Genomic DNA, 25664 nt, shown 5'->3' with positions numbered 1-25664 from the left:
TCGACCTAGCCGAGCTTCAGGCGCAGGTCGGTGAACTTGGAACGGACGGTGCCGTCGATGATGTCGTCGCCGATCGAGACCCGCAGGCCGCCGAGGACCTCCGGGTCGACGATCTGCTGCAGCTGCAGCGTGCGGCCGTACTGGCGCTCGAGGCCGGCGCGGAGCCGGTCGAGCTGCGCCTCGGGCATCGCCCGGGCGGTGGTGACGACCGCGAGCGAGCGGCCTGCGGCCGCGGCGACCTCGGTAGCCGCGCTGCGCAGCAGCTGGCCGATGCGACGGCCGCGCGGCGCGCGCACGAGGTGGTCGAGGATGACGGCGGCGGCCGGGCTGGCCTTGCCGGCGAGGAGGCGCTCGACCAGGCGGGCCTTGTCGTCGGCCGAGCCGCGCAGGCCCCCGAGGGCCAGCTCGAGGTCGGCGTCGGACGCGACGATCCGCTGGAACGAGGCGATCTCGCCCGCGACGTCCGTCTCGCCCGCCGACTGCACGGCGACGCGGATGCCCGCGGCGTCGATGGCGGCGAGGAGGTCGGCGGGCTCGGACCAGCGCTGGCGCGCGAGGTGCGCGACGATCGAGACCGCCGGTGCACCGAGCTGGCCGAGCACGCGCTGGGCGAGCGCCGCGCGCGCGTCGGGGCCCGAGACCGCGTCGGCGAGCGACGCGAGCACCTGCGGGCTGCGCTCGATCGCGCGGGACGCCTGGAAGAGCTCCCTCGCGTCCTCGAGGCCGGCCTGCGGCTGCGCGCGGAGCGCCTCGTCGATGCCGGCTCGCGCCTGGCTGGTCGCGCTGCCCACTAGCGGTTCGCCCCCTCGCGCTCGAGGTCGGCGAGGAAGCGGTCGACGATCGCGGCCGAGCGGGCGTCGTCCATCGACTCGCCCACGACCTTCTCGCTCAGGTCGAGGGCGAGCGTGCCGACCTCGGACTTGAGCGACGAGAACGCCGCCTGGCGCTCCTGCTCGATGCGCTGGTGCGCCTGCGCGGTGATGCGCTCGGCGTCCTCGGTCGCGCGGGCCTTGAGGTCCGCCTCGATCCGGGATGCGTCGGCGCGCGCCTGCTCCTTGATGCGAGCCGCCTCGGCACGCGCCTCGGCGAGCTGGGTGTTGTACGACTCGAGCGCGGCAGCGGCCTCCGCCTGTGCCTCCTCGGCCTTCTTGATGCCGCCCTCGATCGCGGCGGCGCGCTCGTCGAGCAGCGCCTGCACGCGGGGAAGGACGACCTTCCAGAAGATCAGCAGGAGGACGACGAAGATGACCGACGACCAGAGGATGTCGTAGAAGGCCGGCAGCAGCGGGTTGGGCTGCTCCCCCTCCTCCGCCATCCTGAGTGCAGTTGTCAGCATCGAGGCCTCAGACCATGAAGAAGAACGTGGCGATGCCGATGAAGGCGAGCGCCTCGGTGAACGCGATGCCGATGAACATCAGGACCGTCAGGCGGCCCTGCAGCTCGGGCTGGCGGGCGACGCCCTCGATCGTCTTGCCGACGACGATGCCGACACCGATGGCCGGGCCGATCGCGGCGAGGCCGTAGCCGACGGTGCCGATGTTGCCGTTGATCTCGGCGAGAATGGTCGTGGCGTTGTCCACGGTGTTTCCTTCCGTTGGTTCCGGGAGTCCGGGGTTGAGGTCAGTGCTCTTCAGCCAGCGCGAGCTGGATGTAGATGGCGGTCAGGATGGCGAAGACGTAGGCCTGCAGCAGCGAGACGAAGATCTCGAAGATCGTGAAGGCGAAGCCGAAGACGAGGGTGCCGGCGCCGAGCGCCGTCCATCCGCCGCCGAGGCTGAAGATGAAGAAGTGGGTCGCGGCGAAGAACAGCACCAGCATGAGGTGGCCGACGAGCAGGTTCATCATCAGTCGGAGCGTCAGCGTGATGGGGCGCAGCACGAACGTCGAGATGAACTCGAGCGGCGCGACGATGATGTAGAGCGGCCACGGCACGCCCGACGGGAAGAGCGAGTTCTTGAAGAACGCGCCCGGGTGCTTCTTGACGCCGGCGTAGATGAAGGCGCCGTAGGCGACGAGCGCGAGCACGAGCGGCACGCCGATGACCGAGGTCCCCGCGATGTTCAGGAACGGGATGACGCCGGTGAGGTTCATCGCCAGCACCATGAAGAAGATGGTGGTGATGATCGGCAGGAAGCGCTTGCCGTCCTTCTCGCCGAGCAGGTCGTACGCGATGCCGTCGCGCACGAAGCCGAGGCCGAGCTCGATCATGCTCTGGCCGCGCGTCGGGATGAGGCGCATCTTGCGCGTGCCGAGCACGAAGATCAGGATGAGCGCCGCGGCCGCGATGAAGCGGACCAGCATGATGCGGTTGATGCCGAAGATCGGCGAGTCGTCCTCGAACCACGCGACGGCCGGCTCTGCGAAGAGGAAGACCGGCGGGAAGAAGTCGGCAAGGCTCGGCGGGTGGAACGGCTCTGGCTCGGTTCCAGCAGAGGCCAGCAGCGTCATCAAGGCGTTCAGCGTCTCTTCCTCAACCTCATGGCGCCTGGCGCCGGTTCGACGTCGGTGCGCCCCCTCGCGCGATCACGCTCGCAGTCGAGCGGCGCAGTGGGGGAGCAGGAAAACCCTATCAGAACGGCGGGAGCCGACTGCACGCGGCGCGCGTCCGATCAGGCCTTCGCGCCCGATGCGGGACGGCCCTGCGTCTCGTCGTCGGCGTCGCTGTCGACCGTCGGCTGGCGGCTCGTGGTGACGACGGCCACGTCGATCGCGAGCGAGCCGAGCACGGCCGTCACGAGCGAGCCGAACGCGACGCCGCGGTGGAGCCACTCCTGGTCGCCGAGCACGAACACGAGCACGATGAACAGCACGAACTTCAGCAGCCAGCCGCCGAGCACGATCCCGAAGAACGCGCCGGAGACCATCTGCCCCTTCGAGACGGTGAGGGCGAGCATGATGCTCGCGGCCGTCAGCATGCAGAAGATGATCGCGAGGGCCGTGCCGACCAGTGCGGAGGCGACGCCCGCGCCTGCGGCCAGGAACCATCCGACGACCCCGCCGACGATCGCGACGGCCGCGGCCAGGATGCCGCCCCACAGGAGGATGCGCTGCATGATCTTCGTAGTGGTCACCGGCGGTCCCCCAGGGTGTCGGCGCGGGTCGTGGCGCGTGTGTCGATGCGGGTCGGCTCCATCTTCCCACGCGCGGCGCGCCGCTCGCGCATCACGCGCAGGAACGTGCGCCAGACGCGGCGGCCCACCGGCGCCGCGGTGAGCATCGCGCACACGAGGAAGCCCACGAGCATGATGCCGAGCACGATCCACCAAGGCCAGAGGAGGAAGAGCAGGCACCCCACCGAGACGACCGTCGTCCACGCGTAGAAGATGAGCACGGCGCCGAGGTGCGAGTGCCCCATGTCGAGCAGCCGGTGGTGCAGGTGCTTGCGGTCGGCGGCGAACGGGCTGTTGCCGTTGACGACGCGGCGCACGACGGCGAGCACGAAGTCGGTCAGCGGCAGCAGCAGGATCGCCAGCGGCAGGAGCACCGGGATGAACGCCGGAAGGATCTGGCTGCGGCCGCCCATCGTGCCGAGGTCGATCTGCCCGGTGACGGCGATCGCGCTCGCCGCGGTGAGGAGGCCCAGCATGAGCGCGCCGCCGTCGCCCATGAACATGCGCGCGGGATGCCAGTTGGTGGGCAGGAAGCCGAGGCACACCCCGACGATCACGGCGGTGATGAGGCTCGCGAGCGAGAAGTAGGCGTTCTGCTGCGCGAAGTTCTGGCTGATCATCCAGATGTAGCCGAAGAACGCGGTCGAGCCGATGATCGTCGTGCCGGCGACGAGGCCGTCGAGGCCGTCGATGAAGTTCACCGCGTTCATCGCGAGCACGATGATGAGCACGGTGAGGCTGATCGCCATGGTCGACGACGGCACCGTGAGGCCCGCGATCGGCAGGCTCACGATCTGCACGCCGAAGAGCGCGACGCCCGTCGCGACCAGGATCTGCGCGCCGAGCTTCAGCATCCAGTCGAGGTCGAAGAGGTCGTCGAGCACGCCGATCACGCAGATCGCGACGGCGCCCCCGAGGAGGGTGAGGATGCGAGTCGGCTCGGCCCAGATGCCGGCGAACTCTGGCACCAGCGCGGCGATGCCGAAGGCCCCGAGCACGCCGATGCACATCGCGACGCCGCCGAGGCGGGGCGTCGGGCGCGAGTGCACGTCGCGCTCGCGCACGGGAGGGTGGATGCCGTGCTTGAGCGCGAAGCGCAGCACGATGCGGCTGGCGACGAAGGTGATGACCGCCGCCGCGAGCGTGATGAGCAGGAAGGTCATCGCATCAGTCGTCGGCGAGCAGGTCGCCGAGCGCCGCCGCGACCGCCTCGCGCGGCAGCACTCCCTGGCGGACGATGCGCACGACGCCGCCGGTCGAGCAGTCGAGGATGGTGGAGCCGTTCTGCGCCCCCGCAGGCACCTCGGCGCCCACCGGGCCCGCGTCGAGCACGAGCGCGATGCGGTCGCCGAGCATCTCGGCCGCCTCCTGGGCGGTCGTCGCGGCGGGCATGCCGTGCAGGTTGGCGCTCGAGACCGCGAGCGGGCCCGTCTCGCGCAGGAGCCCGAGCGCGATGGGGTGGTCGGGCACGCGCAGCGCCACCGTGCCGCCGGTGTCGCCGAGATCCCACGTGAGCGACGGCTGGGCGCGCACGATCACGGTCAGCGGGCCCGGCCAGTGGGCCTCGAGCAGCGGCTCGAGCTCGGGCGGGAACGCCTCGGCGAGCGCGGTCGCCATCGCGCGGTCGGCGACGAGCACGGGCGGCGGGAAGCCCCGGTCGCGGCCCTTCGCGGCGAGCAGGCCGGCGACGGCCGCGTGCGAGAACGCGTCGGCGGCGATGCCGTACACGGTGTCGGTCGGCATGACGATGCACTGGCCCGCGGCGACGGCGGTGCGGGCCGCCCGGACGCCGTCGAGGAGGGACGCGGGGTCGGCGCAGTCGTAGATGGCGGGCACCCGTTCATGGTAGTCCGCCGGGTGGGTGCGCTCCCCCGTCGCCGCCGCGCAGGCGGCGCCGCTGCGGCTACCGCGTGGCGGCCGTGACGCGGTCGCGGTCGGTGAGGTCGCGCAGCGTGCGCGCGTCGTGGAAGCCGGCGTCCTCGAGCATCGCGCGCACCGCCGCCGACTGGTGCTCGGCGTGCTCGAAGGCGACGAGTCCGCCCGGCGCGACGAGGTCGGCCGCGAGGGAGACGAGGTCGCGGATGAAGTCGAGCCCGTCGGCGCCCGAGTAGAGGGCGCCCTCGGGGTCGAACGAGCGCACCTCGTGGTCGGCGGGCACGGATGCGTGGGGCACGTAGGGAGGGTTGGAGACGAGCACCGCGACCGAGCCGGGCACGACGCCGACCGCCGCGAGCGCCGCCGCGTCGCGCGCGTCGGCGTGCAGCAGCAGCACCTCCGGCGCGAGCTCGGTGAGGTTGCGGCGCGCCCACGCGTACGCGGCCGGGCTCGCCTCGACCGCGATCACTCGTGCGTCGGCCTCGCGGGCGAGCGCGATCGCGATCGCGCCGGAGCCGGTGCCGACGTCGAGGACGATGCCGGGGACGCCCTCGGGCTGCCGCCGCAGGTGCTGCAGCGCGACCTCCACGAGCAGCTCGGTCTCGGGCCGCGGCACGAAGACGCCCGGGCCGACCTGCAGCTCGACGTGCCGGAACGGGGCGGTGCCGGTGATGTGCTGCAGGGGCTCGCGGCGCTCCCGACGGGAGACGGCGAGCAGGAACCGGGCCAGCGCATCCGCCTCGAACGCGCGGCCCATCGCGATGTCGACGCGGAGCTCGCCGAGGCTGATGCCCGCGGCCCACGCGGCGAGCAGCTCTGCGTCGGGGCCCGTGATGCCGGCCTCGGCGAGGCGGGCGCGGGCCTCGCGCACGACGTCGGCGACCGGCTGCTGCTCCACGGCTCCACGGTAGTGCTCGGCACATGGGCGGCATGACGGGGAATGCTGAGCGCGAGGCGTGCGCTGGCCCGGATGCGTTCCCGTAGTGTAGTAGCCAGGCTTCCACCCGATGAAAGGACACGGAATGGCGCGCATCTTCGATGACATCACGGCCACGATCGGCGGCACCCCCCTGGTGCGCCTGCAGCGGCTCGACGACACCGACGCGACCGTGCTGGTCAAGCTCGAGTCGTTCAACCCCGGTGCGTCGGTCAAGGACCGGATCGGCCGAGCGATCATCGACGCCGCCGAGGCCTCCGGCGAGCTGCGACCCGGCGGCACGATCGTCGAGGGCACGAGCGGCAACACCGGCATCGCCCTCGCGATGGTCGGCGCCGCCCGCGGCTACCGCGTGGTGCTCTCGATGCCCGAGACCATGTCGGTCGAGCGACGCGCCATCCTGAAGGCCTACGGCGCCGAGCTCGTGCTCACGCCCGGCCCCGACGGGATGCGCGGCGCGGTGGAGCGCGCGCGCCAGATCGTCGACGAGACGCCCGGCGCCGTGCTCGCCCGCCAGTTCGAGAACGAGGCGAACATCCGCGTGCACCGCGAGACGACCGGCCCCGAGATCTGGCAGGACACCGACGGCGAGGTCGACATCTTCGTCTCCGGCATCGGCACCGGCGGCACCATCACGGGCGCGGGCAACTACCTCAAGGAGCAGAAGCCCGACGTGCGGGTCGTCGCCGTCGAGCCCGCCGACTCGCCGCTGCTCACGAAGGGCCAGGCTGGCCCGCACAAGATCCAGGGCCTCGGCGCCAACTTCGTGCCCGCGATCCTCGACACCGAGGTGTACGACGAGGTCGTCGACGTCGAGCTCGACGACGCGGTGCGCGTGGGGCGCGAGCTCGCCGCGACCGAGGGCATCTTCGCCGGCATCTCCTCGGGCGCGATCGTGCACGCCGCGCTCGAGATCGCGCGCCGCCCCGAGTCGGCGGGCAAGACGATCGTCGCCATCGTGTGCGACACGGGCGAGCGCTACCTCTCCATGCCGATCTACGCCGACCTGGGCTGAGGCTGCTGTGGGCCTGCTGCACATCCGCGAGGACATCGAGACCGCCAAGCGCCACGACCCGGCGGCGCGGGGGGCGCTCACGATCGCCCTCACGTACTCGACCCTGCACGCGGTGTGGGCCCACCGCATCCACCACCGCCTCTGGCACGCCGGCGCGCGCTCGCTCGCGCGCGCCGGCAGCCAGTTCGCGCGCTTCATGACCGGCGTCGAGATCCACCCCGGCGCGCGCATCGGGCGGCGCTTCTTCATCGACCACGGGATGGGCGTCGTGATCGGCGAGACCGCCGAGGTCGGCGACGACGTCATGCTCTACCACGGCGTGACGCTCGGCGGCACCGCGAACGCCGCCGTCAAGCGCCACCCGACGCTCGGTCACCGCGTGCTGGTGGGCGCGGGCGCGAAGATCCTCGGACCCGTCGCGCTCGGCGACGACGTCAAGGTCGGCGCGAACGCCGTCGTGCTGCACGACGCCCCCTCGGGCGCGACGCTCGTGGGCGTGCCCGCGAAGCCCGTGCAGCGCACTGCGCCGGCCGAGCTGCCGCAGATCGAGTACTCGATCTAGGCGACGTCGTCCGGCTCGCCGGCCTCGACCGGCTGCGCGGCGGCGGGCGCGATGTCGTAGCCGACGGGCGTGCCCGCCTCGACCGTGCGCGAGACGGTGCAGAGCTTGTCGTGCGACAGCGCGACGACGCGCTCGACGAGCTGGGCCGCCTTCCGCCCGCCCTCGTCGTCGCCGAAGGCGAGGTGGAAGCTGAGGTGCAGGTCCTCCATGCGGTTGCCGCCCGCCGCGTCGACGACCTTGCGGCCGGTCGCCTCGACGCGGAACTCGGTGGGCTCCGCGCTGCGGGAGGTCACCGCGTCGACGTCCATCGACGAGCAGCCGGCGATCGCCGCGAGCAGCAGCTCGACGGGGCTCAGCAGCTGGTCGCCGTGACCGAACTCGAGCTCGGCGCCCGCCGCGTTCCGCGCCACGAACCGCCCGGTGGCGAGGCGGCGCAGCTCAATCGCGCGGCGCGCGGGGTCGGGAGCGGCGGTGCCGGGTGCGACGGAGTCGGCCGGGCTGGCGGATGCGGGGCTGGCGGATGCGGCGGCGGGGCTGGCGGATGCGGCGGAGGTCATGCGCTCATCGTGGCACGGCGTCCGCGCCGGTCGGCCCTGTGTCGCCCTGCCACCGCATCCGCTGGCCCTCTCAACGGCCATGCCGGACCGATGTGCTCGATGCGAGCACATCGGTCACGGATGGCCGTTGAGCCGTCTCAGGCGGGCTCGGATGCGTCGGGCTCGGCAGCCGGTGCCGGCTCGTGCCGCTCGGTGAGCGCGAGGCCCGCCACCGCGACGAGGATCCCGGCGAGGAACACGAGCATGAGCGGGTTCCACGGCTGGGCGCCCGTGACGAGCGCCCACAGCACGGTGAGCGCGCCGCCCACGCCGGTCCAGACGGCATAGCCGGTCGCGAGCGGGATGACCTGCACGGCCCGCTCGAGCCCGATGAAGCTCGCGATCGCGGCGACGCCGAACACGATCGCCGGCGCGAGCCGCGTGAAGCCCTCCGACTGCCCGAGCGCGGTCGCCCAGACGGCCTCGAGCACGGCGCTGACGAGCAGCACGATCCATGCGGTGCGGCGGCCCACGTCAGCTCACCAGCTTCAGGCCGACGAGGCAGCCGACGAGCAGCACGAGCAGCAGCGAGCGCACGAGCGTCAGGCGCTCCTTGCCGCGCGCGAGCTGCAGCAGCACGGTCGCGACGGCACCGACACCCACCCACACGGCGTACGCGGTGCCCGTCGGGATCTCGAGCATCGCCCACGCGAGGCCGCCCATCGACGCGGCCATGGCGACGACGAACAGCACCGTCGGCCGCCAGCGGCGGAAGCCCTTCGACGCCTGCATGGCTGCGGCCCACACCGCCTCCAGCAAGCCCGAGGCGATCAGGATCACCCACGACATGACGAGTCCCCTCTGGCCGTCTTGTCGCGATGCGGGTACGGCTCCCTCGTCCGCGGGTCCGACGTCGGAACCTCGCTCGCGAGGTTATCAGACACCGCTGGAGGGAGCTAGGGGCGGATGCGTCCGCCTGCGCCGTCGTCCGTCGCGCCCGGCTCGTCGGGCAGCGCCCGCTCCCCGAGCACCGAGTCCTCCTCGGGCCGGCCGTCGCGCACGGCGTCGTCGCCGAGCGCGGTGCGCGCGCGCCAGCTCGCGAGCGTGAGGCCGACGGCGAGCACGATCGCCGACAGCACGGCGAGCACCGCCGCCACATCCGTCGCCGCCTGCGCTACCGCGACGAGCGAGCCGACGGCGGCGGTCGCCGAGACCGCGGCCGTCAGCCAGGTGAGCGGCGTGGCCGCGCGATGCGTGCCCGCGTACACCGACGCATCCGCCCGCAGGCCCGCGCCCGGCAGCCCGAGCGCGCCCGGCGCGACGCGGCCCAGGCCGATGCGGTGCACGACGACCGCCATCGCGATCGCGCAGGCGGCGAGCAGGGCGGCGACGACGGCGAGCAGCGCGGGCATGCCGTCATCCTGGCACGCCGCCCGCGGGCGGCCTGCCCCACGCGATCGCGGCGCGCACGGCGTCGGGGGCGGATGCGTGCAGCTCGGCGTCGGGTGCGGCCCCCAGCGCGTCGTTCACGGTCGAGAAGGCGATGCGCGCGGCGACGTACGCGGTGAGCGCGGCGATCGCGCGGTCGTCGAGCCCGATCGCGCGGAGCGCGGCGATGTGGTCGGGCGTCGTGCCGTTGGGATCGCGCACGAGCTGGCGCGCCCACGCCGCGAGCGCCCGCTCCCCCTCGTCGAGCCCCGAGGCGGGCTCTCCCGCGAGCACGGCCGCCGCCGTGCCGGCATCGCTCGCGCTCGCGAGCCGCGTGCCCCACGCGTACGAGCAGTATGCGTCGCCGAGCTCGGCCGCGAGCGCGCTCACGACGATGCCCTTCTGGCGGAAGGTCAGCCCGGCCGCAGCCGCTGAGGACTGCGCGAGCGCCGTCCACGCGTCATTGACCTCGGGCATGTGCGCCCACACGCGGGTGAGGTTCATGACGTAGCCTTCGCTCTCGCGATCCGCGTCGTACATCGCCTCGACGGCGGCGTCGGCCGCCGGCTCGCTGAGGAATCCTGCGTCGGCCACGGCGCCTCCCGTCCCGTCCGAGCAGCCGGGAGCACCCGGCTGGCCGTCAGCGTAGACCCGCGCGCGGGCGCCGTCCAGGCGGGCGGCAGCGCCCGTGCGGCTGGCGCGACGCCGCCGATCAGGCGGTCTCGACGATGCGGTGGCGCTCGTCCTCGCCCGGCCACTCGAAGCCGTCGACGTAGGCGGCGAGCGCCGCGTCGTCGAGCACGACCGCGTCGGGCCCGGGCTCGCGCTCGTGCAGCCGCTCCTGCAGCGTCTCGAGCGGGGCGCGCACGACGACGAGCTCGGTCGTGACGCCCATCGCCCCGCAGCGCATCCGCCACCGATCCCGCACCTTGCGCGTCGAGAGCGAGGCGTCGAGCACCACGTGGCGGTCGGCGGCGACGCCGTCTGCGAGCCGGCTGTGCAGGTCGGCGTCGATCTGCTCCATGAGCTCGCGGGAGGGCCGCCCGTCGCGCACGCCGCGCGCCCACGCCTCGCGGTCGTACGAGAGCAGGAGCGCGCCGCGCTGCTCGAGCTCGCGCGCGTAGGTGGTCTTGCCCGCGCAGACCGGGCCGCACAGCAGCGTCACCTCGGCCATGGCGCGAGCCTACGCCCGGCGGCGCGGGTGCGCGCAGTGAGCGGTCGCCGTGGGCGCCAGGCGCCGAGCGGTGCGCGCGGCGAGCGGTAGCCGTCCGCGCCGGGCGCCGAGCGGTGCGCGCGGCGAGCGATAGCCGTCCGCCCGGGAGGTGGCGGCGCGCCGCTACCTCCCGGGCCGGCCGCTACCCGCCGGCGCTGGGAAGCGACGATGCGGATGGGCGGGCGGAGCCGGCTCAGCGCAGGTCGACGCGGATGACCGAACCGCTCCCCGCCGACACGGAGCCCACCGTCAGATAGGCGTCGTGCCCGCGGATGGCGAGGCCGTAGGGCGCGGTCAGGCCATCGACCACTGCCTCGTGGCTCGAGCCGCCCGGCGTGATCCGGCGCAGCGACCCGACGTGCCCGTCGAAGAAGTTCGCGTCGTCGAGCTGCACGGCATAGAGGGTGTCGCCCCGCCACGCGAGGCTCGTCACCATCGTGAGGCCCGTCGCGTACGCCGACACCTGGCCGCCGGTGGTGACGCGCCAGATGGTCGAGCCGCCGGTCGGGAACGGGAAGCCGGTCAGCTGCGAGACGTACAGCGCGCCGTCGGGGCCGACCGCGACATCGGTCGGCACGGCTTGCGGGGGCACCATCCCCTCGCCGAAGGGGTTCGGCACCGGCGCGCCGTTCGGGAAGGTCGTGACGAGCCGCTCGCCGCCACGGCCGACGATGAGCAGCGTGTTGCCGCCGGCGTCGGTGACCGCCCAGCGGTTGCCGTCGAGCGCGGTGAACCCGACTGCGTTGCTGTCCGGCGGCTGGTTCCCGTCCGGATTGTTCGCGAGCTCGAACGCGGCGAGATCGGCGACGCCCTCCAGCTGCGATGGCGTGAGAGGCGCCGCGCGCAGGTCGCCGGTGCGCAGCGTGCCGAAGGTCGCGTAGTCGCCCGGCAGGCTCGCGCGAGCGCTCGTGGCGCCGGAGAGCCCGCCGACCAGCACGGACACCCGCGTGCCGCGCACGTCGACGTCGGATGCGCCGATCACCTCGCCGTTGAAGAAGAGGGCGGGCAGGCCGGTCACGACCCGACGCTGCGCATCGCCGCGCACCTCGGTGACCGAGCCGGTGAATCCGCACGCCTGGAACTCGGCGGGCGCGCCGGGGATCGCGGTGCAGGAGTCGGCGGTGCCGGCCTCGGCGACGTAGAGCCGGTGGCCAGGACCGACGGAGAGCTGGCGGGGGTTGTTGAGCCCGGTCGCGACCGTGACCGGCTCGTCAGAGGGTGGGCCCGCGAGCGCCGGTGCGCCGGCGACGGCGAGCAGGCTGAGGCCCATGAGCGCCGCGGCCGCTGCGGCCGTCGCTCGGGAGAGGGCAGTGCGAGACATGGAGGTCTCCTCATCGCTGAGTGCTGGGAGCGCGTGACCACGACGGGTGTCGACGGCACCAGGCTCGCCGACTCCCCCTGCGCGGACAACCCCCGTGTCGCGTCAGGTGTGTCGCATCAGCTGTGTCGCGTCAGGTGTGTGCGGAAGGCCGCGGGCGCGTCAGGCGGATGCGCGGTCGGCCGAGCGCGCGTCGCGCGGCGGCCGCAGGATCCACCACGCGATCGGGCCGAGCACCGGCAGCGCCAGGATCAGCAGTGCCCAGACGACCGCCTGCACGCCGCTCAGCTCGCGCGAGCGCAGCACCTGCCAGAGGGCCGTCACGGTCAGCGCGAGCGCGACCGCCAGGACGAGCGACCACATGATGTCGTACCCGGCGGGCAGCAGCGGGTTCGTCACGTCGGTCGCGGGGATCGTCATGCGCCGAGGCTACCCGGCAGCACCACGAGGAGCGGCCTCAGCCCTCGTCGCCCGAGAGGGCCGCGAGCCGCGCCTCCTCGTCGGCGGCGATGCACGAGTCGATCACCGGCTGCAGCGCGCCGTCCATCACCGAGTCGAGGTTGTAGGCCTTGAAGCCCGTGCGGTGGTCGGCGATGCGGTTCTCGGGGAAGTTGTAGGTGCGGATGCGCTCGGAGCGGTCCATGCCGCGGATCTGCGACTTGCGCGCATCCGACGCCGCCGCCTCGAGCTCCTCCTGCTGCTTCGCGAGCAGGCGGGCGCGCAGCACGCGCATGCCGGCCTCGCGGTTCTGCAGCTGGCTCTTCTCGTTCTGCATCGAGACGGTGATGCCGGTCGGCAGGTGCGTGATGCGCACGGCCGAGTCGGTCGTGTTGACGCTCTGGCCGCCCGGGCCCGACGAGCGGTAGACGTCGATCTTCAGGTCGTTCTGGTCGATCTGGATCTCGTCCGGCGCATCCACCTCGGGGAAGACCAGCACGCCGGTCGTCGACGTGTGGATGCGGCCCTGCGACTCGGTCGCGGGCACGCGCTGGACGCGGTGCACGCCGCCCTCGTACTTGAGCGACGCCCACACGCCCTCCGCGGGGTCGTTCGACGACGACTTGATCGCGATCTGCACGTCCTTGAAGCCGCCCATGTCGCTCGGCGTCGACTCGAGCATCTCGACCTTCCAGCCGCGGCTCGTCGCGTAGTGCGAGTACATGCGCACGAGGTCGGCCGCGAACAGCGCCGACTCCTCGCCGCCCTCGCCGCCCTTGACCTCCATGATCACGTCGCGCCCGTCATCCGGGTCGCGCGGGATGAGCAGGCGGCGCAGGCGCTCCTCGGCCTCGTGGGCCGTCTGCTCGAGCGCGGGCACCTCCTCGGCGAAGGCGTCGTCCTCGCGCGCGAGCTCGCGCGCGGCCTCGAGGTCCTCCCCCGCCTGCTGCCAGCGCTCGTGCGCAGCCTTGATCTGGCTGAGCTCGGCGTAGCGCCGGTTCACCCGGCGCGCACGGCCGGCGTCGGCGTGCAGCGCCGGGTCGGCGAGCTGCTGCTCGAGGTCGGCGTGCTCGGCGAGGAGCCCTGCGACCGACTCGAACACGTCAGTCCTTGTCGTGCTGGCCGGGCACCGACTTCGAGACCTTCATGAGGAACTCGACGTTCGACTGCGTCTCCTTGAGCTGCTTCAGCACGATCTCGAGCGCCTGCTGCGTGTCGAGCCCGGCGAGCGCGCGCCGCAGCTTCCACATGACCTTCGTCTCCTCGACGCCCATGAGCATCTCCTCGCGGCGGGTGCCGGAGGCGTTGACGTCGACGGCGGGGAAGATGCGCTTGTCGGCCATCTGGCGCGAGAGGCGCAGCTCCATGTTGCCGGTGCCCTTGAACTCCTCGAAGATCACCTCGTCCATCTTCGAGCCGGTCTCGACGAGCGCGGTCGCGAGGATCGTGAGCGAGCCGCCGTGCTCGATGTTGCGCGCGGCGCCGAAGAACTTCTTCGGCGGGTAGAGCGCGCTCGAGTCGACACCGCCCGAGAGGATGCGGCCGGATGCGGGCACGGCGAGGTTGTAGGCGCGGCCGAGGCGCGTGATGCCGTCGAGCAGCACGACGACGTCGTGGCCCAGCTCGACGAGACGCTTCGCGCGCTCGATCGCGAGCTCGGCGACGATCGTGTGATCCTCGGCGGGCCGGTCGAAGGTCGATGCGATGACCTCGCCCTTGACGGTGCGCTGGAAGTCGGTGACCTCCTCGGGGCGCTCGTCGACGAGCACGATCATCAGGTGCACCTCGGGGTTGTTCTCGGCGATCGCGTTGGCGATGGCCTGCATCACGAGGGTCTTGCCCGCCTTCGGCGGCGACACGATGAGGCCGCGCTGGCCCTTGCCGATCGGCGACACGAGGTCGATCACGCGGGTCGAGAGCTTGCCGGGCGCCGTCTCGAGGCGCAGGCGCTCCTGCGGGTAGAGCGGCGTGAGCTTCGAGAACTCGACGCGGTTCACCGACTCCTCGGGCGACTGGCCGTTGACCGAGTCGACGCGCACGAGCGCGTTGTACTTCTGGCGGCTCGACTGCTGCTCGCCGTCGCGCGGCTGCTTGATGGCGCCGACGATCGCGTCGCCCTTGCGCAGCCCGTGCTTCTTCACCTGCGCGAGCGAGACGTAGACGTCGTTCGCGCCGGGCAGGTAGCCCGAGGTGCGCACGAACGCGTAGTTGTCCAGCACGTCGAGGATGCCGGCGACCGGCAGCAGCACGTCGTCCTCGTGGATCTCGGGCTCGGCGTCGGTGCCGCGCGTGCGGCCGCGACCGCGGCCGCGGCGCGAGCCGTCGTCCTGCTGCTGCTGCGGCTGCTGCTGCGCGCCCTGCTGGTTGCGGCCGCGGCCGCGGCCTCGGCGCGAGCCGCCCTCGTCGTCGGCGTCGTCGTCGTGGTGCTGCTGGCCCTGACCGCGCTGCTGGCCCTGCTGGCCCTGCTGGTCGTTGCCCTGGCCGCCCTTGCCGCGGCTGCGGCGACGGCGCGAGCCGCCCTGGCCCTGGTCCTGGTCGCCCTGGTCCTGGTCGCGCTGGTCCTGCTCGCGCTGGCCCTCGCCGTCGGCCTGGTCCTGCGCCTGGTCGCCGCGTGCCTGCTCGGCCTGCGCGTCGCGCTGTGCCTGGTCGCCCCGTGCCTGGTCGCCCTGGGCCTGGTCGCCCTGGTCGCCCTCGCGCTGCTCGCCGCGGCGCTTCCGTCCACGGCCGCCCTCGGCGGGCTCGGTCGCGGATGCGTCGGGCTGCGCGTCGCTCGCGGTCGCGGGCGCGTCGGCGGCCGACGCATCCGTCGTCTCGACCGCGGCGGGCGCCTCGGCCTCGGCGGTCGGCTCGGCGTCCGCCACCTTGCGCGAGCGGCTCGCGCGGCGCGCGGGGCGCTTCGGCGCCTCCTCGGCGGCCTCGCCGGTCTCGGCGGCCTCGCTCGTCTCGGCGGGCGCCTCGGCGGCGTCGGGCGCGCTCTCGGTGGCCTCGGCCTCCGCCTGCTTGCTGGCCGCGGTGCGGCGGGTGCTGGTGCGGCGCTTGGCCGCGGGCTTCTCGGCGGGGGCGTCGGCGGTCTCCCCGGCAGACGCAGCGGGCGCCTCGTCGGCAGGCGCGGCGGGCGCCTCCTTGGTTGGCGCGGCGGCCGCCTGGGCCACGGACGTCGTCGTCGCGCGGCGCGAGCGGCGCTTGGGCGCTGCGGCGGGCTCGGCGGTCGCCTCGGCCGCGGGCTGCGCCTCGGGCTGGCGCTGGGGCTCGCTCTGAGGCTCGCTCTGGGGCTGGGTGGTGTCGGCTGCTGCCGCGATGTCGGTCGTCTCGCTCATGACGCGAGTGCTCCTTCGATGTCGGCCCGCGCGCGATGTCGCGGGCGTGGGACCTTGACTCCCGCTGCGCCCATCGCCCTAGGGGCGATCGAACGCGTCAGAGATGCGGAGAGTGGAGTCAGAATCACCCCATGCCGGGTGTGACCACGGCACTGGCGGGGATGCGCTCCACTGTACCACCGCGGATGTCGACGGCGAGCAGGTGCGCGTGCCATGCCTCGGCGCGCTCCTCGACGATCCGGGCGGCGTCCAGCCGGGCCGCGGGGTCGGCCGCGAGCACGAGCACCGAGGGGCCCGCTCCCGAGACGACGGCCGCGTGGCCGGCGGCGCGCAGCGCCTCGATGAGCGCGCTCGTCGCGGGCATCGCGCTCGCGCGGTACGACTGGTGCAGACGATCCTCGGTCGCGTCGAGCAGCAGCTCGGGGCTCTGCGTGAGCGCCGCGACGAGCAGCGCCGAGCGCGACACGTTGAACACCGCGTCGGCGTGCGGCACGGCCTCGGGCTGCAGGCTGCGCGCGAGCTTCGTCGACATCGTCGCCTCGGGCACCGCGACGAGCAGCGAGACGCCGCGGTGCACGGCGAGCTGCTTCTGGCGCGGGCCGGTCTCGTCGACCCACGCGATCGTGAGGCCCCCGAAGATCGCGGGCGCGACGTTGTCGGGGTGTCCCTCGAGCTCGGTCGCGTAGCGCAGCACGTCGTCGTCGCCGACCTCGACGACCCCCTCGAGCAGGCCCTTCGCGGCGAGCACGCCCGAGACGATCGCGGCGCCCGACGAGCCCATGCCGCGGCCGTGCGGGATGCGGTTGGTCGCGGTCAGGTGGAGGCTCGGCGCCGCGACGCCGACGCGGTCGAAGACGTGCAGCAGCGAGCGCGCGACGAGGTTCGACTCGTCGGTCGGCACCTCGCCGGCGCCCACGCCCGTGACGTCGACGCGCACCTGCGGGCCGTCGGCGCCCGGCACGGTCGCGACGACCTCGAGCTCGTCGTGCACGTTGAGCGCGAGGCCGAGCGTGTCGAAGCCGGGGCCGAGGTTGGCGCTCGTCGCGGGCACGCGCACGCGCACGCGGCGGCCGTCGGGCACGGTCGGCTGGGCGCCGGGGGCTGCCGCGGCGCCCGCGGGCATCTCGCCCGTCATGCGAGCCCCAGCAGCTGCGCGACCTGCGCGGTGTCGGCGTCGGCCGACTCGGGCTGCGCATCCGAGCCGTCCTCGCGCTTGAGGCCCCACTGCGCGTCCTTGAGCCCGTGGCCCGTGACGGTGAGCGTGACGGTGGCGCCGGCGGGGATGTCGCCCGCGGCGTGCCGCTCGAGCAGGCCCGCGACCGAGATGGCCGAGGCCGGCTCGACGAAGACGCCGGTCGAGGAGGCGAGCAGCCGCTGCGCCTTCAGGATGTCGGCGTCGCCGATCGCGGTGATCGAGCCGCCCGACTCGTCGCGCGCGTCGAGCGCCTGCTGCCACGACGCGGGGTTGCCGATGCGGATTGCGGTCGCGACCGTGTCGGGCTCGCGCACGACCTCGCCGCGCACGATCGGGGCAGCGCCCGCGGCCTGGAACCCGAGCATCCGGGGTCGCTTCGTGGCCATGCCGCTCGTCTCGGCGAGCGAGTAGCCGCGCCAGTAGCTCGTGATGTTGCCGGCGTTGCCGACCGGGATGAGGTGCAGGTCGGGCGCGTCGCCGAGCACGTCGACGATCTCGAGCGCGGCGGTCTTCTGGCCCTCGATGCGGTCGTCGTTCACCGAGTTCACGAGGTGCACCGGGTACTGCTCGGCGAGCTCCTTCGAGATCTCGAGGCAATCGTCGAAGTTGCCGCGCACCTGCACGATGCGCGCGCCGTGCACGACCGACTGGGCGAGCTTGCCCATCGCGATCTTGCCCTCGGGCACGAGCACGATCGCCTGGATGCCGGCCGCCGCCGCGTAGGCCGCCGCAGCCGCCGAGGTGTTGCCGGTCGAGGCGCACGCGATCGCCTTCGCGCCCTTGTCGATCGCGCGCGAGACGGCGACGGTCATGCCGCGGTCCTTGAACGACCCCGTGGGGTTGAGGCCCTCGAACTTCACGAGCACGCGCGCATCCGTCATCTGCGAGAGCGCCTTCGACTCGATGAGCGGGGTGCCGCCCTCGCCGAGCGTGACGACGGTCGACGCATCCGTCACGTCGAGCACGTCGGCCCACTCGTGCAGCACGCCCCGCCACTGGTTCCGCTGGCTCTGCTTCAGCATCTGGTCCTCCTAGTCGATGAGCCGGATCACGCTGTCGATCCGCTCCACGTCGTCCTGCTGCTCGAGCGCCTCGAGCACCGATGCGATGCGCCCCTCGCTCGCGGTGTGGGTGCCGAGCACGAGCGAGGCCGAGCCGTCGCTCGGATCCTGCCGCACCGACTCGACCGAGACGCCGTGCTCCGAGAGCAGCCCGGCGATGCGGGCGAGCACGCCCGGCCGGTCGGCGACCGTGAGCGCGAGCTCGTGCCGCGCGAGCACGTCGGCGAAGGGCGCGAGCCCCAGGTTGGCGTGCGTCGAGACGGGCATGCCGGGGCCACCGGCCACGTGCCGGCGCGCCATCGAGACGAGGTCGCCGAGCACCGCCGAGGCGGTCTCGGGGCCACCGGCGCCCGCCCCGTAGAACATGAGGTCGCCCGCCGATTCGGCGGTGACGAAGATCGCGTTCATCGCCTCGTGCACGGCGGCGAGCGGATGCGTGCCCGGCAGCGAGACGGGATGCACGCGGGCCGAGACGCGGTCGGCGCCGTCCTCCCCCGCGACCCGTTCGCAGATGGCGACCAGCTTGAGCACCCGGCCGCCCCGCTCGGCCTGCTGCACCATCGCATCCGTCACGCCCGTGATGCCCTCGCGGTGCACCTGGTCGGCGGGCACCTCGGTGTGGAAGGCGAGCGAGGCGAGGATCGTCGCCTTGCTCGCGGCGTCGAAGCCCTCGATGTCGGCGGTCGGGTCGGCCTCGGCGTAGCCGAGCGCGGTCGCGGTCGCGAGCGCGTCCTCGAGCGACGAGCCCTCGGTGTGCATGCGGTCGAGGATGAAGTTGGTCGTGCCGTTGACGATGCCCATCACGCGCGTGACGCGGTCACCGGCGAGCGACTGCTCGAGCGGGCGGATGATCGGGATCGCGCCGCCGACCGCCGCCTCGTAGGCGACGTGCGCGCCGACGACCGCCGCCGCCTCGAAGAGCTCGGGACCGTGCGCGGCGACGAGGGCCTTGTTGGCGGTGACGACGTCGGCGCCTGCGGCGAGCGCCTCGAGCAGCAGCGTGCGGGCCGGCTCGATCCCGCCGAGCAGCTCGACGACGATGTCGGCGCCCGCGACGAGCGTCTCGAGGTCGTCGGTGAGCAGCTCGCGCGGCAGCTCGACGTCGCGCTTCGCGTCGACGTCGCGCACCCCGATGCCGACGAGCTCGAGCGGCGCGCCGACGCGGGCGGCGAGCTCGTGCTGCTGCTCGATGAGCAGGCGCGCGACCTGCGAGCCGACGCTGCCGGCGCCGAGCAGCGCGATGCGGAGGGAGCGGTAGTGGTTCATGCGGATGCGGCTCCTGGGTTCTCGGCGACGAGGCCGGCGTCGAGGCCGGCGTCGCGGGCGAGGAGGTCGTCGATGGTCTCGCGGCGCACGAGCGTGCGCACGGCGCCGTCGCGCACGGCGAGCACCGGCGGGCGGGGCGCGGCGTTGTAGTTCGAGGCGAGCGAGTGGCAGTAGGCGCCGGTCGTCGCGACGGCGAGCAGGTCGCCGGGCGCGACGTCGCTGGGCAGCCACTCGGCGTCGACGACGATGTCGCCCGACTCGCAGTGGCGGCCGGCGACGCGCGCGAGCATCGGCTCGGCGTCGGATGCGCGGCTCGCGATGCGCGCGGAGTACTGCGCGTCGTAGAGCGCGGGTCGCGCGTTGTCGGCCATGCCGCCGTCGACCGAGACGTAGGTGCGGGTGCCCTCCGCGAGCCGCACGGGCTTGATCGTGCCGACCTCGTAGACGGTGACGCCCGCAGGCCCCACGATCCAGCGGCCCGGCTCGATCGCGATGCGCGGCACCGCGACGCCGAGCTCGGCGGCGGCGGCCCGCACCGCATCCGCGAGGCCCTCGGCGATGGCCTCGATCGGCTCGGGGCTGTCGGCGGCGGTGTAGGCGATGCCGAAGCCGCCGCCGAGGTTGAGCTCGGGCAGCGGGTCGTCGCCGCCCAGCTCGGCGTGCAGCGCGAGCATGCGGCGCGCCGACTCGGCGAAGCCGTCGGCGTCGAAGATCTGCGAGCCGATGTGCGTGTGGAGGCCCACGAGCTCGAGGCCCGGCAGCTCGCGGATGCGCGCGACGACCGCGGGCGCCTCGGCGAGCGGGATGCCGAACTTCTGGTCCTCATGGCTCGTCGCGAGGAACTCGTGGGTCGAGGCGTGCACGCCCACCGAGATGCGCAGCCGCACGCGCTGCGCGCGGCCGGCGCGGGCGGCGGCGGCGCTGATGCGCTCGGCCTCGATCGCCGAGTCGATGATGAAGGTGCCGATGCCGGCGGCGACACCCGCCTCGATCTCGAGCTCGGACTTGTTGTTGCCGTGGAAGCCGATCGCCTCCGGCTCGACGCCCGCGCGCAGCGCGAGGGCGAGCTCGCCGCCCGTGCAGACGTCGATGCGCAGGCCCTCGGCGCGCATCCAGCGGGCGATGTCGGCGGTGAGGAGCGCCTTGCCGGCGTAGTAGACGTCGACGCCGGCGGCGCCCCGCTCGGGCGCGAACGCCGCGTCGAAGGCGGTGCGGATGCGGCGGGCGCGGTCGCGCACCTCGGTCTCGTCGACGAGGAGGAAGGGCGTGCCGTGCTGCTGCGCGATCTCGCGCAGGTCGGCGCCGCCGACGTGCAGCGCGCCGTCGACGCGCTCGGCGCTCGCCGGCCAGACCCCGTGGGCGAGCGCGTTCGCGTCGGCTACGTCGGGCAGCTGGGGGGCAAGCGGGTGCGGCACGGGGACTCCGTCCGAAGGGGGTGGTGGCCTGGTGTGCAGGCGGCGTCGGCGCTTGTGGCGCTGTGACCATCCTACGGAACGGTCAGATACCGTGCGGTGCGTGCTGACCCCTGACGCAACCTGGTTCGAGCGCGACCCGCTCGAGCTCGCGCCGCTGCTGCTCGGCGGGGTGCTGCGGCGGGCGGATGCGGCGGGCACCGTCGCGCTGCGCCTCACCGAGGTCGAGGCCTACCGCGGCAGCGACGACCCGGGCGCGCACACGTTCCGGGGGAAGACGGCGCGGAACGCGACGATGTTCGGCCCCGGCGGACACGTCTACTGCTACTTCACCTACGGCATGCACCACGCCGTGAACATCGTCGCGGGGCCGGAGGGCCTCGGCTGGGGCGTGCTCGTGCGCGCCGGGTCAGTGGTCGAGGGGCACGATCTCGCGGCCGAGCGGCGGCACGTGCGACGCTCGACCCGCATCGCGGGCGAGCTCGCGCGCGGCCCCGGCAACGTCGCGCAGGCGCTCGGCGCGACCCTCGCCGACGACGGCGCCCCCCTCGTCCCCCTCTTCGCCGGTCGAGGAGGGCGCGCCGCAGGCGCACCCGTCACGAGACCAGCTCCGCACCCTGATCGCTTAGACCCGCAAGCCCGCGCCGAGCTCACCGCGCCCCGCGCTGGTCGAGTAGGCGGCGCAGCCGCCGTATCGAGACCACCCGTCACCTGGTCCTTCGAACCAGCCCCGACGCCGCCCCCGCACACCACCGGCCCGCGCGTCGGCGTCAGCGGCCCCGGCGGCGACGCATCCGCCTACCCCTGGCGCTTCTGGATCCCAGGCGAGCCGAGCGTCTCGGCGTACCGGCCGGCGGCACCGCGCAAGCGGTCGTAGCCCCTCGCGAGTCGCTGATGCGTGCGCGACGCGGCGGATTCTTTCTTCGACCGCGACACCGTTGGCCGCGTCTGCGCGCGGTTGACTACATGCGCTCCGGCGCCGAGACGCCCACGGTCGACAGCGCCGTGCGCAGCACCTGGCCGGTCGCGTCGTTGAGCCACAGGCGCGTGCGGTGGAGCGTCGTAATCTCCTCCTCGCCCTGCGGGGTGACGCGGCACGCGTCGTACCAGCGGTGGTAGAGGCCCGCGAGCTCCTCGGCGAAGCGCGCGACGCGGTGCGGCTCGCGCAGCTCGGCCGCCTGCGCGAGGACGCGCGGGAAGTCGGCGAGCGCGCCCAGCAGCGCCGACTCGGTCGCGTGGTCGAGCAGCGACGGGTCGAACTCCGAACGCTCGACGCCCGCGGCGGCGGCGTTGCGGCCGACGGCCGACATGCGGGCGTGCGCGTACTGCACGTAGTAGACGGGGTTGTCGTTCGTGCGCTGCGTGAGCAGCTCGAGGTCGATGTCGAGCGGGGTGTCGGCGCTCGAGCGCACGAGAGCGTAGCGCGCCGCGTCGACGCCCACCGCATCCACCAGGTCCTCCATCGTGACGATGGTGCCGGCGCGCTTCGACATGCGCACGGGCTGGCCGTCGCGCATCAGGTTGACCATCTGGCCGATGAGGATCTCGAGGTTGTGGTGCGGCTCGTCGCCGAACGCCGCGCACATCGCCATCATGCGGCCGACGTAGCCGTGGTGGTCGGCGCCGAGCATGATGATGTTCTGCTCGAAGCCGCGGTCACGCTTGTTCTGGTAGTAGCCGATGTCGCCCGAGAAGTAGGCGGGCTGGCCGTTCGAGCGGATGACGACGCGATCCTTGTCGTCGCCGAAGGTGGTGGTGCGCAGCCAGAGCGCGCCGTCCTCCTCGAAGACGTGACCGCGCTCGCGCAGCACCTCGATGGCGCGCTCGACCGAGCCGTCGGACTGCACCTGGTGCTCGTGGAAGTAGACGTCGAAGTCGACGCCGAACTCGTGCAGGTCGCGCTTGATCTCCTCGAACATGAGCGCGACGCCGCGCTCGCGGAACGTCTCCTGCAGCGCCTCGTCGTCGAGGTCGAGCAGGTCGCCGTCGTAGCCGTCGTCGACCTGGCGGGCGATCTCGGCGATGTAGGCGCCGCCGTAGCCGTCCTCGGGCGTGGGGTCGCCGCGGAAGGCCGCGACGAGGCTGCGCGCGAAGCGGTCGATCTGGCCGCCGTGGTCGTTGAAGTAGTACTCGCGGGTGACGTCGGCGCCCTGGCGCTCGAGCACACGGCCGAGGCTGTCGCCGACGGCGGCCCAGCGGGTGCCGCCCATGTGGATCGGGCCGGTCGGGTTCGCGGAGACGAACTCGAGGTTGATCTTCACGCCGGCCAGGGTCTCCCCCGCGCCGTACGCGTCGCCCGCCTCGACGATCGTGCGGGCGAGCTCGCCCGCGGCGCCCGCCGCGAGGGTCAGGTTGATGAAGCCGGGGCCCGCGACGTCGGCACGCTCGATGCCTTCGACGCCCGAGAGCTCGCCCGCGACCTCCTCGGCCAGCTCACGCGGGTTCGTGCCGGCCTTCTTGGCGAAGCGCATCGCGGCGTTCGTCGCCCAGTCGCCGTGGTCGCGGTTGCGCGGGCGCTCGAGCACGATGTCGCCCTCGCCGACCTCGACATCCGCCGCTCGTCGCCCGACCGCCGAGCGGACGGCGGCGAGCACGGCGGCAGAGAGATCAGAGGGCTGCATCCTTCGATTCTAGTCCGCGCGGCTATCAGAGATCGTCGCCGGTGCGCCCTAGTCTGGCTGCATGTCGAGCCCCAGCCTGCGCATCCGTCGTCACCGTGTGAGTCAGGGCGGTGCCCGCCGCATCTGGCCCGCCACGATGGTCGTCGCGGCGACCGCGCTGGCACTGACGGGATGCGGAGAGCCGGGCGTGCTCGCGCCGACCGACTCCGCCGAGCCGTCGACGAGCGCTTCGTCGGAGCCGACGCAGCAGCCGGGCGCGAGCGAGACGCCCGACGACAGCCCCGCCCCCAGCGGCTCGGCACAGCCGACGACGCCGCCCGTCGCGGGCGACCTCGCGTGCGCAGACGTGTTCACCGCCGCGCAGCTCTACGACTTCAACCCCAACTTCGCACCGACGACGGATGCGGGCGACCTGCCCGGCGTGATCGCCGACATCGCGGATGCGGGCGGCACGGTGTGCGCGTACCAGCACGTGACGGGTTCGGACCGGCTCGTGATCGGCGTGCTCCAGGGCATGGGCAACTTCAGCGCGCCCGAGTTCGAGACGGTCGGCGGCGAGGGCGTCGCGACCTCGACCAACGGCAGCGCCGTAGTGAGCGCAGCCTCGATCTACTTCGCCGAGCTGCGCGACGCGCAGCCGGTCCTCGACGAGGTCGCCGGCAACCTCGACTGACCGCTCGCTGGTCGAGTAGACGGCCGACGGCCGTCGTATCCAGACCTGCCGCCCCTAAGCCGGTCGAGGCGGGCGCGGCGCAGCCGACCTCTCCCGGGACCGCCGCCCCCTCGCCGGTCGAGGAGGGCGCGCGCGGAGCTCGCACCCGCCACGAGACCCATCGCTACAGGATGCGATACCGCTCCCGCGAATCATCGACCGCCCCTTCCGGCAGCGCGTCATCGCTCGCTCGCACACGAAGCGACGTCAACGTGACGGGGTTCCCCGTCGTCGTCGCCCACGCTGTCTCGAGCGCATCCGCGCCGGTCGCGATGCGGATCAGACTCCCCCGCGGCGCGAGGCCGGTGGGGTCGACCACCCACCAGTCGTCGTCGACGAACACCTCGGCCACCGCGTGGAAGTCGGGCGGGGTGAGCCCCGGCGCGTAGACGCCGACGTACCGGGCGGGCACGCCGGCAGCGCGCGCAAGCGCGATCATCACGTGGGCGTAGTCGCGGCACATGCCGCCGCGCTTCGTCAGCGTCGTGACCGCGGAGTCGTCGATCGCCGACAGGGCAGGGGCGTACGTGAAGCTGCGCGCGATCCAGTTGCGCATCGCGTCGAGCTGCTCGAAACCGCTCGCGCGACCGAACCGCTCGTCGACGAACCCCCTCAGTGCACTCGCCTCGACGTAGCGCGAGTCCTCGAGGTACCGAGCCGGATCGCCGTGCGCGATCGGCCGCTCGAGCCCCTGCAGCGAAGTCTCGACCTCGACCTCGAGCGCTCCAGCCGGGGCAGTGAAGATGAGCTGTTGAGTGTCGTGCGCGCCGGGCAGCAGCTGCCAGTCGACTGCTTCGCCTCCGACGGCGACTGAGATCCGGTCATCGGATGCGTACGCGCCGGCTGGCAGCACCAACAGCGTGAAGTCTGTAGCGCCCGCGAGCGACATGGAGAACGTGGCGTGGGCGGTGCGCATCTCGCCGATTCTCCCACGAGCGCTGCGGCGCGTCGCTCAGACGTTGCTGAACGCCGACATGATGTTGATGACCGCCGGCCCCATGATCACGATGAACAGCGCCGGCAAGATGCACACGATGAGAGGGAACACCACCTTCACCGGAACCTGCTGCGCTTTCTCCTCCGCCCTCTGCCGCCGCTTGAGCCGCATCTCTGCGGCTTGAGTCCGCAAGACATCGCCAATCGAGATTCCGAATGCGTCCGCTTGCAGGATGGCGCGCACGAATTGGCGCAGGTCTGGCACCTCGTTCCGCTCTCCGAGCTCCTTGAAAGCCTGCGCCCGTGAAACTCCCATTCGGATGTCTTGCAGGGTGCGAGTGAATTCTTCAGCCAGTGCGCCCTTTCCATTCGCGGCCGCCCTGGACATGGCGGCGTCGAACGCCAGCCCGGCCTCGACCGCGATCGTCATCTGGTCGAGTGTGTCGGCGAGTTCCAGCTGAATGCGCTGATCCCGCTCCTGCCCGCGGCTGAGCAGCAGCAGGTCGGGAAGGAAGTAGCCGATCACAGAGGCGAGTGCAAGTACCAAGACGAGCACCGAGTCCTGGCCGGTGAGGCCGGCGATCGCGACGAGCGCCGCGCCAAGCGGAACGACCAGCATCTTCACCACGAGAAGACGTTCGAGCGTCCAGTCCGCGGGTCGTCCCGCCCTCGCATGCTGGCGGGCCAGCAGGGTCACGAGAGGCGGCGGCGT

General features: G+C 73.1%; 29 protein-coding genes and 1 riboswitch. Of the genes, 4 read left to right on the top strand and 25 right to left on the bottom strand.

What is annotated here, in order from left to right:
- Positions 1-5 precede the first annotated feature (5 nt).
- From BLT67_RS11560 to prmC, 8 genes are all read right to left on the bottom strand, one after another.
- Positions 6-791, bottom strand: coding sequence for a F0F1 ATP synthase subunit delta (locus BLT67_RS11560; protein WP_092667155.1), 786 nt, complete (start codon positions 789-791; stop codon positions 6-8).
- Positions 791-1336 (bottom strand): F0F1 ATP synthase subunit B, encoded by a 546-nt coding sequence (locus BLT67_RS11555; RefSeq protein ID WP_092667154.1) that lies wholly within the window; start codon positions 1334-1336, stop codon positions 791-793. Before BLT67_RS11555 ends, BLT67_RS11560 begins: the two co-directional genes overlap by 1 nt.
- Before the next feature lie 7 nt (positions 1337-1343).
- Positions 1344-1580 carry an ATP synthase F0 subunit C gene (gene atpE / locus BLT67_RS11550; protein WP_092667153.1) on the bottom strand — a complete coding sequence of 79 codons (237 nt, stop codon included), beginning with the start codon at positions 1578-1580 and terminating at the stop codon, positions 1344-1346.
- Between the two features lie 40 nt (positions 1581-1620).
- Positions 1621-2448, bottom strand: coding sequence for a F0F1 ATP synthase subunit A (atpB, locus tag BLT67_RS11545; protein WP_172802056.1), 828 nt, complete (start codon positions 2446-2448; stop codon positions 1621-1623).
- Between the two features lie 161 nt (positions 2449-2609).
- Positions 2610-3053, bottom strand: a complete 444-nt coding sequence (locus BLT67_RS11540) for a hypothetical protein (protein ID WP_092667151.1) — start codon at positions 3051-3053, stop codon at positions 2610-2612.
- Between the two features lie 14 nt (positions 3054-3067).
- Positions 3068-4273 (bottom strand): glycosyltransferase family 4 protein, encoded by a 1206-nt coding sequence (locus tag BLT67_RS11535; protein ID WP_092667150.1) that lies wholly within the window; start codon positions 4271-4273, stop codon positions 3068-3070.
- Positions 4274-4277: 4 nt separating this feature from the next.
- Positions 4278-4946: an L-threonylcarbamoyladenylate synthase gene (locus BLT67_RS11530; RefSeq protein WP_092667149.1), complete on the bottom strand. Its 669-nt coding sequence runs from the start codon at positions 4944-4946 to the stop codon at positions 4278-4280.
- Between the two features lie 67 nt (positions 4947-5013).
- Positions 5014-5883, bottom strand: coding sequence for a peptide chain release factor N(5)-glutamine methyltransferase (gene prmC / locus BLT67_RS11525; protein WP_231945488.1), 870 nt, complete (start codon positions 5881-5883; stop codon positions 5014-5016).
- Between the two features lie 124 nt (positions 5884-6007).
- Here prmC and cysK point away from each other — a divergent pair, with 124 nt between their 5' ends.
- Entirely contained in the window at positions 6008-6937 is a 930-nt protein-coding gene (gene cysK / locus BLT67_RS11520) for a cysteine synthase A (RefSeq protein WP_092667147.1), read from the top strand.
- 7 nt (positions 6938-6944) lie between these two features.
- Positions 6945-7499 (top strand): serine O-acetyltransferase EpsC, encoded by a 555-nt coding sequence (epsC, locus tag BLT67_RS11515; RefSeq protein ID WP_092667146.1) that lies wholly within the window; start codon positions 6945-6947, stop codon positions 7497-7499.
- On the opposite strand, the gene BLT67_RS11510 is transcribed toward epsC, so the two are convergent.
- From BLT67_RS11510 to lysA, 14 genes are all read right to left on the bottom strand, one after another.
- Positions 7496-8056, bottom strand: a complete 561-nt coding sequence (locus BLT67_RS11510; RefSeq protein WP_092667145.1) for an OsmC family protein — start codon at positions 8054-8056, stop codon at positions 7496-7498. The two genes, epsC and BLT67_RS11510, sit on opposite strands and share 4 nt — an antisense overlap.
- Before the next feature lie 137 nt (positions 8057-8193).
- Entirely contained in the window at positions 8194-8568 is a 375-nt protein-coding gene (locus BLT67_RS11505; protein ID WP_092667144.1) for a DMT family transporter, read from the bottom strand.
- 1 nt (position 8569) lies between these two features.
- Positions 8570-8884 (bottom strand): DMT family transporter, encoded by a 315-nt coding sequence (locus BLT67_RS11500; RefSeq protein ID WP_092667143.1) that lies wholly within the window; start codon positions 8882-8884, stop codon positions 8570-8572.
- 11 nt (positions 8885-8895) lie between these two features.
- Positions 8896-8960, bottom strand: a riboswitch (guanidine-III (ykkC-III) riboswitch).
- A 31-nt stretch (positions 8961-8991) separates the two neighbouring features.
- Positions 8992-9447: a hypothetical protein gene (locus BLT67_RS11495; RefSeq protein WP_092667142.1), complete on the bottom strand. Its 456-nt coding sequence runs from the start codon at positions 9445-9447 to the stop codon at positions 8992-8994.
- 4 nt (positions 9448-9451) lie between these two features.
- Entirely contained in the window at positions 9452-10057 is a 606-nt protein-coding gene (locus tag BLT67_RS11490) for a carboxymuconolactone decarboxylase family protein (RefSeq protein WP_197674419.1), read from the bottom strand.
- 118 nt (positions 10058-10175) lie between these two features.
- Positions 10176-10637 carry an AAA family ATPase gene (locus BLT67_RS11485; RefSeq protein WP_092667141.1) on the bottom strand — a complete coding sequence of 154 codons (462 nt, stop codon included), beginning with the start codon at positions 10635-10637 and terminating at the stop codon, positions 10176-10178.
- A 232-nt stretch (positions 10638-10869) separates the two neighbouring features.
- Positions 10870-11997 (bottom strand): ScyD/ScyE family protein, encoded by a 1128-nt coding sequence (locus BLT67_RS11480; RefSeq protein ID WP_092667140.1) that lies wholly within the window; start codon positions 11995-11997, stop codon positions 10870-10872.
- Between the two features lie 159 nt (positions 11998-12156).
- On the bottom strand, positions 12157-12414 hold the full coding sequence (locus BLT67_RS11475; RefSeq protein WP_092667139.1) for a PLDc N-terminal domain-containing protein: 258 nt from the start codon (positions 12412-12414) through the stop codon (positions 12157-12159).
- A 37-nt stretch (positions 12415-12451) separates the two neighbouring features.
- Positions 12452-13534 carry a peptide chain release factor 1 gene (prfA, locus tag BLT67_RS11470; protein WP_092667138.1) on the bottom strand — a complete coding sequence of 361 codons (1083 nt, stop codon included), beginning with the start codon at positions 13532-13534 and terminating at the stop codon, positions 12452-12454.
- Position 13535: 1 nt separating this feature from the next.
- Positions 13536-15749, bottom strand: a complete 2214-nt coding sequence (rho, locus tag BLT67_RS11465; RefSeq protein ID WP_092667137.1) for a transcription termination factor Rho — start codon at positions 15747-15749, stop codon at positions 13536-13538.
- A 124-nt stretch (positions 15750-15873) separates the two neighbouring features.
- A complete protein-coding gene (gene thrB, locus BLT67_RS11460; protein ID WP_231945660.1) occupies positions 15874-16872 on the bottom strand; it encodes a homoserine kinase in 999 nt (332 codons plus the stop codon).
- 8 nt (positions 16873-16880) lie between these two features.
- Entirely contained in the window at positions 16881-17966 is a 1086-nt protein-coding gene (gene thrC / locus BLT67_RS11455) for a threonine synthase (RefSeq protein ID WP_092667135.1), read from the bottom strand.
- A gap of 9 nt (positions 17967-17975) precedes the next feature.
- Positions 17976-19271 carry a homoserine dehydrogenase gene (locus tag BLT67_RS11450; protein WP_092667134.1) on the bottom strand — a complete coding sequence of 432 codons (1296 nt, stop codon included), beginning with the start codon at positions 19269-19271 and terminating at the stop codon, positions 17976-17978.
- Positions 19268-20686, bottom strand: coding sequence for a diaminopimelate decarboxylase (gene lysA, locus BLT67_RS11445; protein WP_092667133.1), 1419 nt, complete (start codon positions 20684-20686; stop codon positions 19268-19270). The genes BLT67_RS11450 and lysA overlap by 4 nt, the downstream gene beginning before the upstream one ends.
- 100 nt (positions 20687-20786) lie before the next feature.
- Between lysA and BLT67_RS11440 the strand changes: the two genes are divergently transcribed.
- Complete coding sequence (locus BLT67_RS11440) at positions 20787-21560, top strand: DNA-3-methyladenine glycosylase (protein WP_172802017.1); 774 nt, start codon at positions 20787-20789, stop codon at positions 21558-21560.
- An 85-nt stretch (positions 21561-21645) separates the two neighbouring features.
- Here the strand turns inward: BLT67_RS11440 and argS are convergent, their stop codons facing one another.
- Positions 21646-23304 (bottom strand): arginine--tRNA ligase, encoded by a 1659-nt coding sequence (argS, locus tag BLT67_RS11435; RefSeq protein ID WP_092667132.1) that lies wholly within the window; start codon positions 23302-23304, stop codon positions 21646-21648.
- A gap of 61 nt (positions 23305-23365) precedes the next feature.
- Here argS and BLT67_RS11430 point away from each other — a divergent pair, with 61 nt between their 5' ends.
- A complete protein-coding gene (locus BLT67_RS11430) occupies positions 23366-23977 on the top strand; it encodes a hypothetical protein (RefSeq protein WP_157674346.1) in 612 nt (203 codons plus the stop codon).
- Positions 23978-24140: 163 nt separating this feature from the next.
- On the opposite strand, the gene BLT67_RS11425 is transcribed toward BLT67_RS11430, so the two are convergent.
- Positions 24141-24932 carry a transglutaminase-like domain-containing protein gene (locus tag BLT67_RS11425; RefSeq protein WP_092667130.1) on the bottom strand — a complete coding sequence of 264 codons (792 nt, stop codon included), beginning with the start codon at positions 24930-24932 and terminating at the stop codon, positions 24141-24143.
- Between the two features lie 36 nt (positions 24933-24968).
- On the bottom strand, positions 24969-25649 hold the full coding sequence (locus tag BLT67_RS11420; RefSeq protein ID WP_231945487.1) for a type II secretion system F family protein: 681 nt from the start codon (positions 25647-25649) through the stop codon (positions 24969-24971).
- Between the last annotated feature and the right edge of the window lie 15 nt (positions 25650-25664).

This window comes from Agrococcus carbonis, assembly GCF_900104705.1.
Taxonomy (GTDB): Bacteria; Actinomycetota; Actinomycetes; order Actinomycetales; family Microbacteriaceae; genus Agrococcus; species Agrococcus carbonis.
This window is presented reverse-complemented; position numbering and strand designations above follow the sequence as displayed.